The organism is Longimicrobiales bacterium (assembly GCA_035764935.1).
In the GTDB taxonomy this organism is placed as follows: domain Bacteria; phylum Gemmatimonadota; class Gemmatimonadetes; order Longimicrobiales; family RSA9; genus DASTYK01.
This window is the reverse complement of the sequence record DASTYK010000164.1, coordinates 1-9,004: the sequence shown is the minus strand read 5'-3', so window position 1 is coordinate 9,004 and position 9,004 is coordinate 1. Positions and strand designations below refer to the sequence as shown.

At 66.9% G+C, this 9,004-nt stretch carries 13 protein-coding genes; 3 read left to right on the top strand and 10 right to left on the bottom strand.

What is annotated here, in order from left to right; genetic code table 11:
* The 6 genes from VFU06_14510 to VFU06_14485 form a co-directional block, all read right to left on the bottom strand.
* Positions 1 to 473: hypothetical protein (locus tag VFU06_14510; GenBank protein HEU5210602.1), on the bottom strand; the 473-nt coding region annotated here is incomplete at its 3' end.
* Between the two features lie 325 nt (positions 474 to 798).
* Entirely contained in the window at positions 799 to 1,437 is a 639-nt protein-coding gene (locus VFU06_14505) for a TonB family protein (GenBank protein HEU5210601.1), read from the bottom strand.
* A 304-nt stretch (positions 1,438 to 1,741) separates the two neighbouring features.
* Entirely contained in the window at positions 1,742 to 2,203 is a 462-nt protein-coding gene (locus tag VFU06_14500) for a hypothetical protein (protein ID HEU5210600.1), read from the bottom strand.
* A 202-nt stretch (positions 2,204 to 2,405) separates the two neighbouring features.
* Positions 2,406 to 2,825: a VOC family protein gene (locus tag VFU06_14495; GenBank protein HEU5210599.1), complete on the bottom strand. Its 420-nt coding sequence runs from the start codon at positions 2,823 to 2,825 to the stop codon at positions 2,406 to 2,408.
* A gap of 331 nt (positions 2,826 to 3,156) precedes the next feature.
* Positions 3,157 to 3,642, bottom strand: coding sequence for a VOC family protein (locus VFU06_14490; protein ID HEU5210598.1), 486 nt, complete (start codon positions 3,640 to 3,642; stop codon positions 3,157 to 3,159).
* Positions 3,643 to 3,656: 14 nt separating this feature from the next.
* Positions 3,657 to 4,061 carry a VOC family protein gene (locus VFU06_14485; protein ID HEU5210597.1) on the bottom strand — a complete coding sequence of 135 codons (405 nt, stop codon included), beginning with the start codon at positions 4,059 to 4,061 and terminating at the stop codon, positions 3,657 to 3,659.
* 29 nt (positions 4,062 to 4,090) lie between these two features.
* Between VFU06_14485 and VFU06_14480 the strand changes: the two genes are divergently transcribed.
* On the top strand, positions 4,091 to 5,707 hold the full coding sequence (locus VFU06_14480; protein HEU5210596.1) for an FAD-dependent monooxygenase: 1,617 nt from the start codon (positions 4,091 to 4,093) through the stop codon (positions 5,705 to 5,707).
* 63 nt (positions 5,708 to 5,770) lie between these two features.
* Here the strand turns inward: VFU06_14480 and VFU06_14475 are convergent, their stop codons facing one another.
* The 4 genes from VFU06_14475 to VFU06_14460 form a co-directional block, all read right to left on the bottom strand.
* Positions 5,771 to 6,265: a hypothetical protein gene (locus VFU06_14475; protein HEU5210595.1), complete on the bottom strand. Its 495-nt coding sequence runs from the start codon at positions 6,263 to 6,265 to the stop codon at positions 5,771 to 5,773.
* Positions 6,266 to 6,275: 10 nt separating this feature from the next.
* Positions 6,276 to 6,617: a hypothetical protein gene (locus VFU06_14470; GenBank protein HEU5210594.1), complete on the bottom strand. Its 342-nt coding sequence runs from the start codon at positions 6,615 to 6,617 to the stop codon at positions 6,276 to 6,278.
* Between the two features lie 148 nt (positions 6,618 to 6,765).
* Entirely contained in the window at positions 6,766 to 7,458 is a 693-nt protein-coding gene (locus VFU06_14465) for an alpha/beta hydrolase (GenBank protein HEU5210593.1), read from the bottom strand.
* Between the two features lie 16 nt (positions 7,459 to 7,474).
* Complete coding sequence (locus VFU06_14460) at positions 7,475 to 7,900, bottom strand: SRPBCC family protein (protein ID HEU5210592.1); 426 nt, start codon at positions 7,898 to 7,900, stop codon at positions 7,475 to 7,477.
* 164 nt (positions 7,901 to 8,064) lie between these two features.
* On the opposite strand from VFU06_14460, the gene VFU06_14455 reads away from it, so the two are divergent.
* Positions 8,065 to 8,406, top strand: coding sequence for a metalloregulator ArsR/SmtB family transcription factor (locus VFU06_14455; protein ID HEU5210591.1), 342 nt, complete (start codon positions 8,065 to 8,067; stop codon positions 8,404 to 8,406).
* A complete protein-coding gene (locus tag VFU06_14450; protein ID HEU5210590.1) occupies positions 8,403 to 8,891 on the top strand; it encodes an SRPBCC family protein in 489 nt (162 codons plus the stop codon). The genes VFU06_14455 and VFU06_14450 overlap by 4 nt, the downstream gene beginning before the upstream one ends.
* Positions 8,892 to 9,004 lie beyond the last annotated feature (113 nt).

The following is a 9,004-nucleotide window of genomic DNA, read 5'->3' as shown; positions in this document are numbered from 1 at the left end:
CATGCAAAGCGGCGACAGTCGGAGCCCGGTTGCCGGAGGATGGTCGAACAGCGTTCACCGGGCGGACATGTGGATCCCGCGCAACCTTCGGTGCAGTCCCAGCATGCCGTCGAATCCGACGGTAGTGAGAACGGCGTGCCGTTGGTGCAGGTCCCCTTGAACAGGTCCGCATACCCGACGCCTCCGTCCTTCAGCACCGAGATCGACCCGCTCTGCATCATGTTCTGCCCACCACATGCTTCCTGACCGCAGCTCGTCTCCAGAACACTCGGCAGTGCGTCGATGGGCCCGCGGTCCGTGGCGTACTTGCACTCGTAGCCTGAGGGACAGTTGATCGGCAGGGGGTACGGATCCTGGGAGATCACGAACGACGGCCCATCTCCGACGGACGTTGTCACGGCGCGCTCGCTGACGTCGCAGGCCACGACGGTCAATGCAAGGCCTGCGGACGCGAGCATGGTGTGCATTCGCATGATCGGCTGCTCCGGAAACGGTATGAGGATGCGGGACGCGCCACGGGCGGCGGTTCCGCGGGCGCTGCGACTGCCACGGGCGCGCGCCGGCTGTCGGCCGCGCCATCAGGTGGATCGCTGTGGAGCAGACGCTCGCTCCATCTCGGCCGCGTCCTCGCGACCGTCCTGGTTCAGTCGCTCGGCGACCGACGGGTCGAAGAGCGGCGACAAGGATGCGGGTCGCCCCTACGGGGTGACAAGTGGCTGCGCCACGCCGCGTGACGCTGCCGGACGACGTCCCGGGGCTGAACTCGTACGTGCAGCTGCACAGGAGTCACGAAGCCCGTTACGGCGTTCGCGTCACACAGAGCGCCCGAATCACCACAGCGCCCTCCTCGTCGTCCGGCAGCACCGATGGCCGTTCGCCGATACCGAAGTCGAAGGCTAACGGCTTGACTTGAGCGACCGCGATCCCATCACGTTCTGCCGGGATGAATCGCCAGCGTCGCACCGCGCGCTGCACGGCGCGCGTGAAGTCCGGATGCGGCGATTCGAGGACGCGAAACGTGTCCATCTGCGGCCGTCCATTCGCCTGGACTACCACGACTACGCGGACGACTCCTTCCCCCGCCGCGTCGCGCTGCGACTGGGGATAGAGCGGGGCGCGCTGGCCTCGCTTGGGCACCGCCACGCGGGTCACTTCACCGCTGGGGTACGCATCCAGCATCGCGCCGGGCAAGGGCGGCACCGCGAACACCTGTTCCAGCACCTGGCCAGAGTCGAGGGTGAACTGCGGGCTATAGACGATTCCGCCACGCCCTTGCGTGATACGGAGCCTGTACTGGCCTGGACGAGGCGCGGCGAGATGGAAGAATGCCTCGACGCTATCGGCGGTCGTCTGCGCGAAGACGCCGCTGGCCGCCTCGTCGACCAGGGCGACCCGCGCACCGCCCACGGGCCGCATCGTTCGTTCGCCGACGATCATGCCGCTCACGACCTGCCCCGACGAACACGGCGCCACGATTGCCGTCAGCACGCCGGCAGTGACCCACGCACGAAGCCTGGGGAATAGGTGACGCGCCAGCATATCGACTACGGAGAGAGGAAGCCAGGATCTAGCGCCCCGGCTCACCGGCGGCGGTGGAGCGAACGGGCGTCGTGAAGCGCATGTCCGGAGCCGAAGATGCCCCGCCGCCTCAGGTCCGGCAAGCCTGGTGCACGGCGAGGCCACGCCGTGTGACGGCCCCTCGCGCCGCGCCAGGCGGCACCGGGCGCCGACAGGAGCCCCGTTATTGGACCATGACGGTGCGTTCCACGACAGCCGCGCCAGTCGTGGAGCCGGTCACACCGCCGCGCTGCACGCCATGCACTCGAAGCACGAGAGGGCCAGGCGTCGATGCATGGACGGTGGCTGAATGGCGGAGCTCGAGCAGGTCATCCGCGCATCCCTCATTGGCTTCACGTGGCATGCGCGTACGATTCACCGGATAGATGTCGACGACGCCCGGGACGGTCGTCCCCACATCCGTGCGAGCGACCTCGCGGGTGCAGCCACCGCCGAAGGTCTGCACGGTGACCACGAAGCTGGTACCCGTCGGTGTGAGGGAAGGAGCCTCGATGGCCGTCGTGTCGCCGTGGAAAATGATGACCGCTGGCTCGTCGCGGACATCGGAGCCGAGAAGGGTGTTGCATCCGGCCACTGCGATTGGCGCGAGACCGAAGAGGGCAACGACATAGCGCGGGCGTGGCATGGCGGGTCCGAGGATGGATGCGGATTCGTCGGGACGTCCATGTAGCCAACCCCGTCAAATGATCGGCAGGTCACAGTCTGCCGGCGGCGCTGCCAGTGTCCGCATCAGGGCCGGAATGCGACTCCGAATGGGTAACCGGGGCCTGGCTTGCCGGTTGGACGGGTGGCAAGCCTTCGATGGGCTGACCGCCACCACCGCGCCGCTAGGAGGAGGGCTCTCCAAATGCGAGAATGAGCCCGTTGCAGTCGCGCACCACGACCTCGCGTTGCTCGTACATCCGGTCACCCGGACCATCGACGATCTCGGCGCCGCGGCGAATGAGCTCTGCGACGAGCGCGTCGACGCCGGTCACCCGCACATACACGTCGTACGCGCCGGGAGCCCGCTCCCGCTTCACCGGCCCTGTTGCCCGGTTGAAGAAGATCTCGATGTCGTCCCTCCAGACGACGGCGAAGGACGGCGGAATCGTGGGCGTGCTGGTCGTCTGCTCTCCATCCCAGAACCCCGCAATCTGAAAGCCCAGCACATCGCGGTAGTACTCCGCCGTCCGCACCAGGTCGGGGACCGTAAACTGCGGCACGGCAGCGTTGAGGCGAATTGGAGCGGCTCCTTCCTGGACCATTCTCCACCTCCTGGTGCGCCTTCCGACGCCCGGGTTCACCTGCGGCCGTGATCGGACGGGCGGTGTGTACTTCCTTCCGATCCAGTACGCGATCAGACGTCTGCCGCCTCCTTCCCAGCCGGCGACGTAGCCCGCCACGTGATCATCGACCAGAATGGTCCGCGTTCTGGTGGTCGGGTCACCGAAGACCTTGTGCCGCCAGTGCAGGACGAAAGCGTCCCACTCCTTCGCGGGATGCACCGCCAGAGCGGGTCGCCTCCGGGTCCAGCTGATGTTCGAAGAAGGTTGGGAGGTCGTCCTCCATGACGGCACGCAGCATCATGGTGTTTCCTCAACCGCGGCGCGCCGCCTCGATCGCAGCGACGTCGATCTTCTTCATCTGCATCATCGCATCGAACGCCCGCTTGGCGGCGGCGGTGTCGGCACCCGTCATCGCCTCGGTCAGCGCGACCGGCGTGATCTGCCACCACACGCCCCACCGGTCCCGGCACCAGCCGCACGCGCCCTCCTCGCCGCCGTTGCCGACGATCGCGTTCCAGTAGCGATCCGTCTCCGCCTGGTCGACCGTCGCGACCTGGAACGAGAACGCCCACGTGTGCGGGAAGCCGGGGCCACCGTTCAGCCCGATGCACGGAACGCCCATCACGGTGAACTCGACCGTCAGTGCGTCCCCCTTCTTCCCCGACGGAAAGTCGGCGGGTGCACGGTACACCGCGCCGACGGACGAATCGGGAAAAGTCTCGGCGTAGAACCGCGCCGCGCCCTCGGCGTCGCCATTGTACCAGAGGCAGATCGTATTCTTCGCCGGCGTTGCCATTTCACTCCTCCGTGCTACATGTCGGCTGGCTGATGCAGGAGCATCCACGAGGTGCCGAAGCGGTCGCGGAGCATGGCGAAGCGGTTGGCGAACGCGGTGCGCTCCATCCGCATGAAGATCTCGCCGCCCTCCGACAGGATCGCATACACCCGCTCGGCCTCCGCTTCGGAGTCGAGCGCAAGCGAGAGATACGCGCTGCGCATCGGCTCCGCAGTCGGGATGTCCGCCCCCTGCACCACGGTGCCCCCGATCTCGATGCGGGCGTGCACGACCTTCTGGCCCCACTCGGGCGGTATCCGCGGGTCGCCCATCTCCGCATGCCGCACCACGCCGGTGATCCGGCCGCCGAGATGTTGGGCGTAGAAGCGAAACGCCTCCTCGCAGGTACCGCGGTAGTTCACGTAGATGGCGAGCTGCACGAAGTGAACCCCCTTCGGAGGCGCCGGTGATGAAGCCGCCCTGCGCGGTCGTTGGTCGCCAACCGAGATTATCACGAACCCCGGGTCTTGCGGCAAGGCCCCTGCGCGAGCGCACACTTCGCGCTCACTCAGAACCGGGAGTTGCGATGACCGAGCATGCGGTTGTGATCGTCGGAGCCGGTCCGACGGGGCTGATGCTGGCGGGCGAGCTGGCGCTGGCTGGCGTCGACGTCGCCATCGTCGAGCGCCGTGCCAGCCAGGCCCTCCCCGGCTCGCGCGCCGGAGGTCTGCAGTCACGTACCATCGAGGTCCTCGATCAGCGTGGCATCGCGGATCGGTTCCTGTCGGAGGGACAGGTGGCCCAGGTCGCGGGGTTCGCCGCCACCCGGCTCGACATCAGCGACTTTCCCACCCGGCACCCCTACGGGCTCGCGCTGTGGCAGAAACACATCGAGCGCATCCTGGCCGGTTGGGTCGGCGAGCTGAAGGTGCCGATCCTGTACGGACGTGAGGTGACCGGCTTCGCGCAGGACGACACCGGCGTCGACATCGCCGTCTCGGATGGCCAGCGCATGAGGGCGCAGTACCTCGTCGGGTGCGACGGCGGACGCAGTGTGATCCGCAAGGCAGCCGGCATCGAATTCCCCGGCTGGGACGCGTCGACGAGCGCGCTGCTCGCCGAGGTCGAGATGACGGAGGAGCCGGAGACGGGCATTCGTCGCACGCCCTCAGGCATGCACGCCATCGGCAAGGTGGAGTACGAGATCAGGGGCGGTGAGGTGATCTACGGGAAGGGCGGAACGGTGGGGGTCATGTTGACCGAGCCGCAGGTCGGAAACACGGATGAGCCCACTCTCCGCGATCTCAGCGAGCGGCTCATCGCCGTGTATGGGACCGATTACGGCGTCCATAGTCCCACATGGATCACCAGGTTCACCGACACGACCCGGCAGGCCGCGGCCTACCGCGACAGACGGGTCCTGCTGGCCGGCGACGCGGCGCACGCGCACTCCCCGGTCGGTGGACAGGGCCTCAACACCGGCGTGCAGGACGCAGTGAACCTGGGATGGAAGCTCGCGCAGGTGGTCAACCGGACGTCGCCGGAAACCCTCCTGGATACCTACCATGCCGAGCGCCATCCGGTCGCTGCCCGCGTGCTGCGCACCACGATGGCACAGGTCGCGCTCATGCGCACTGACGATCGTACCGAGGCGTTGCGCGACACCGTGTCCGATCTGCTGAGCATGGACGAGCCCCGTAAACGATTCGCCGCGATGATGTCCGGCCTGGACATCCATTACGACCTGGGCGAGGGCCACCCGCTGCTCGGACGCCGCATGCCTGATCTCGACCTGGTGACCGCCAACGGACCACTGCGGGTCTTCTCGCTGCTGCACGATGCGCGGCCCGTGCTGCTCAACCTCGATGAGCCGGGTGGCTTCGACATCACGCCATGGCGTGATCGCGTTCAGGTAATCGACGCCGGATACCCGGGTGCGTGGGAGCTTCCGGCACTCGGCGCGGTCGTTGCTCCCGGCGCCGTGTTGATTCGGCCCGACGGATACGTGGCGTGGGTGGGAGACGCGACCACGCGGGGGCTAGGCGACGCGCTGACGACGTGGTTCGGGCCGCCTGCTGCTGCGTAGCGAATCCGCGTCGAGCGGAGCGCGTGGTCGAAGGCTACGGCCCAGGCCCGCGTTCGCGGTCCTCTAGAGAATACGCCCCCACTCCAGCGAGACCCGCGTGACGGGGCGCCCCGAGGCGACCGCCGTCAGAAGATCCTTCCAGTCGAGCACCTCTGCCCAGAGGGACACGAGCGGGTGTCCCGCCCCGGTCCGGATCCGCGCAGCGGCCGGCATCCCGAAGTGCACCTCACACCACGGGAACGCATCATCACCCGCCGGTGCAACCAGCGCCGCTACCAGCGGCGAGGGGCTGGCATACCGAGGCGGCGGCGCCTCCCCCGCCGCGAGGTAGCCCGCCCCCCTCCTGTCGAAATAGGCCACCACGTCCGCGACGAGCGTCGCAAAGTCTGCGTCCCACGCGGGCGTCGTATCGGCGAAGTCATGGAAGCCCGCCGCGGCGAAACACGCGTCATGGTCCACCGGCGCCGGCCACAGTACGCCAGCCTGACCGGCTGACGGCATCCACGAAGGTCGCACGGCGGGATGGAACTCGTCCCAGTGGAGTCGTTGAATCGTCAATGGGCGTGCGTCAGATCGCCTGGTCGGGGACTGCGGGTGGCCTCAGTGGATCATCGAAGTACGCGGACAGCGGCACCACCTCACCGTTGTCGAACTCGAGGTGACCGCCCGCGGCTTCGACGCTCGCCAGGAGCAGCCCTGCCAGCCGCCACGCGAGCCCGAGCGCCTGAAGGCTGTCCGTGCCCGAAACCGGCGGCAGCTCCTCGTACAGCCCCGCCAGCGACACACCACAGCTCCACTCCCCCGCTCCAGCCGGCTCGGGTGCAGCGATCCCGACATGGACCGGACTTCGGGTGCCGTCCGGCCGCACCAGGACGAAATCGGCACTCGCAACCCACTGATTGGTTTTCATGGAAAGTTGGGAGCGATCCAACCCAAGGGTTCACCTGCGGCGGTCGAACTGCGAGGCGGAACATAGCCCGCTGAATGCTGAGCCGTCCATGCAATGCGGCGGTCTCGAGGCTGCGCGCCGTGATACCTCGTCACCCGACGTACGCTGCTTAGCGCCTCCAGACCCACCGATACACGGGACCAAGCCACTCCGGGCGCGGCCGGAAGAACGCTCCGTGTCCGGCTCCGGTATCGATGCGGACCTCCCGCGGCTCGCCCGGGTCGCTTGCCTGCGCGAAGAGCGGTTCGCACGACGCCCCCAACTCGTCCGACGCCTCGTAGATCGAGAGAATGCGCCCGCGTACGTCGACATCGTCGCGCCCCTTCACCCAGTCACCGCAGGCGCCGAGGAACACGAATGTGACTCCCGGATCCTTGAGAAGCGCCGAGGCGATGATCGCGATCGCTCCGCCCTTCGAGAACCCCACCACCGCGATCCGCTCGGGGGGGACGCCCGAGGCCAGAAGCCGCCGGACCTGGTCCGCAACATGGGATCCGAACGCGCGGAAGTCCGTCCCCTGCGGACGCTGTTCCGCGATGACATCGGCTCCCGATGCCGCCAGGGTGTCGAGAATCTGCTGGTACTCGTAGGTGCCGAAGCGCTCGTCCGTCGGGCGAACGCCTTTCTCCTCGATGATCCGGCCGTGCAGGTAGATCAGGTAACGCGCACCAGGGGCTGGCTGCGCCGGCACGTCGTGGAGGACCGAGCCGCGCTGCGCCAGGGCGGGCGTGGCGGAGAGCAGGAGTCCGCCAGCGACGGAGACGACCCGGAGCCACTGGGGGAGCAGGGAACGACGCATCATGCGGACGCCGGCGCGTTCATTCGCGCCTCTGCCTGAGGCCCGCCTCGACGTACCGGGCAAAATTGTCCAGGATGGCCTGCCACCCGCGGCGCTGCAGCTCGGGCGAATTCTCGGTTTCTGCATCGAAGGTCTCCGTCACAAGGACTCCCCCGGGGCGCTCCACGAACTCGACCTTCACCTCGCGGCTGTCGCTCATCCGGTATTGGATCAGCTGCTTCGGCACCACGCGGGTGTAGGTGCCTTCGAAGTCGAAGCCGACGCTGCCATCTCTCGCCTCCATCCGCGACGAGAACGTCCCACCTTCACGCAGGTCGACCCTGCTGCTGGTCGTATGCCAATCCTCCTGCGCGGAATTCCACTGCTCGATGTGCTCCGGTGTGTTCCAGGCATCCCACACCGTGCCCGGATCGGCGTTGACGAGGGTCTCGACAGTGATCTTCACGGGCGTCGAATGGTGGAGGTAATGAGGAGGTCGCGGCGGGTTCGGCGCCTCGATCGTAAGTCAGGATCCCGGGTTGTCAAATACTTAGGTCTTTACAAAAGTATTCCACCGACGTAGAATCCTCGGTCAGAACGGATAACCCGAGCATTGGGACGGTGTCGGAAATGGTTCAGTCCGCAGCCGCTGACGAAGTGTTTCACGCCCTGTCCAACCCCACTCGACGGAAAGTCCTGGAGCATCTATCTGTCGGGCCAGCCACCGTGAGCGAACTGGCGGCACCGTTCGACATGCAACTCCCGTCGTTCGTGCAGCACCTGTCGGTCCTCGAGCGGAGCCGACTGGTGAGGTCGAAGAAGCGCGGGCGAGTGCGGACCTACGAGATCGCGCCCGAACGGTTCAAGGTCGTCGAAGACTGGCTGACGGCGCGTCGCCGCTTGTGGGAAGCTCGGCTGGACCGATTCGACCAGCACGTCGAACACCTCAAGGAGAAGGAATCACGCTCATGAGCAAGCACTTCGCCTTCGATCCGAAACTGGACTTCGCCATCGAGCGGTTCATCGACGCACCCACGCGGCTCGTCTGGGAAGCGTTGACGAAACCGGAGCATCTCAAGGAGTGGTACATGCCCAGGGCCTGGGGGCGTGTGTCGCGAGCCGAGATGGACGTGCGACCCGGCGGCATCCTCAGCATCGACATCGCAACGGGAGACGGTCAGGAATCCCCCAACCTCGGCTGCTTCCTGGACGTCATTCCGATGAAGCGACTCGTCTGGACCTCGATGTTGTTCCCCGGGTATCGCCCGGCTGTCTTCGACGACATCCCGATCACTGCCATCATGACGATGGAGCCCGTGGGTACCGGCACTCGCTACGTGTTCACGGCGCTGCACCGGAACGAAGCGGACCTCGAGAACAACAAGGCGTCGGGCTTCTACCAGGGCACCGAGATCGCCGTCGATCAGTTCGTGGAGCACGTGATCGCGATGAAGTAGCGATGGCGACAGTCGCGCTCCCTGTCGCCACGCGCGCTAACGGCGACGCGCGAACTGCAGGGCGACTGCGCCGAACCCGAACACCTGGGTTTCCGGGCCGATGGTTCGGCCAT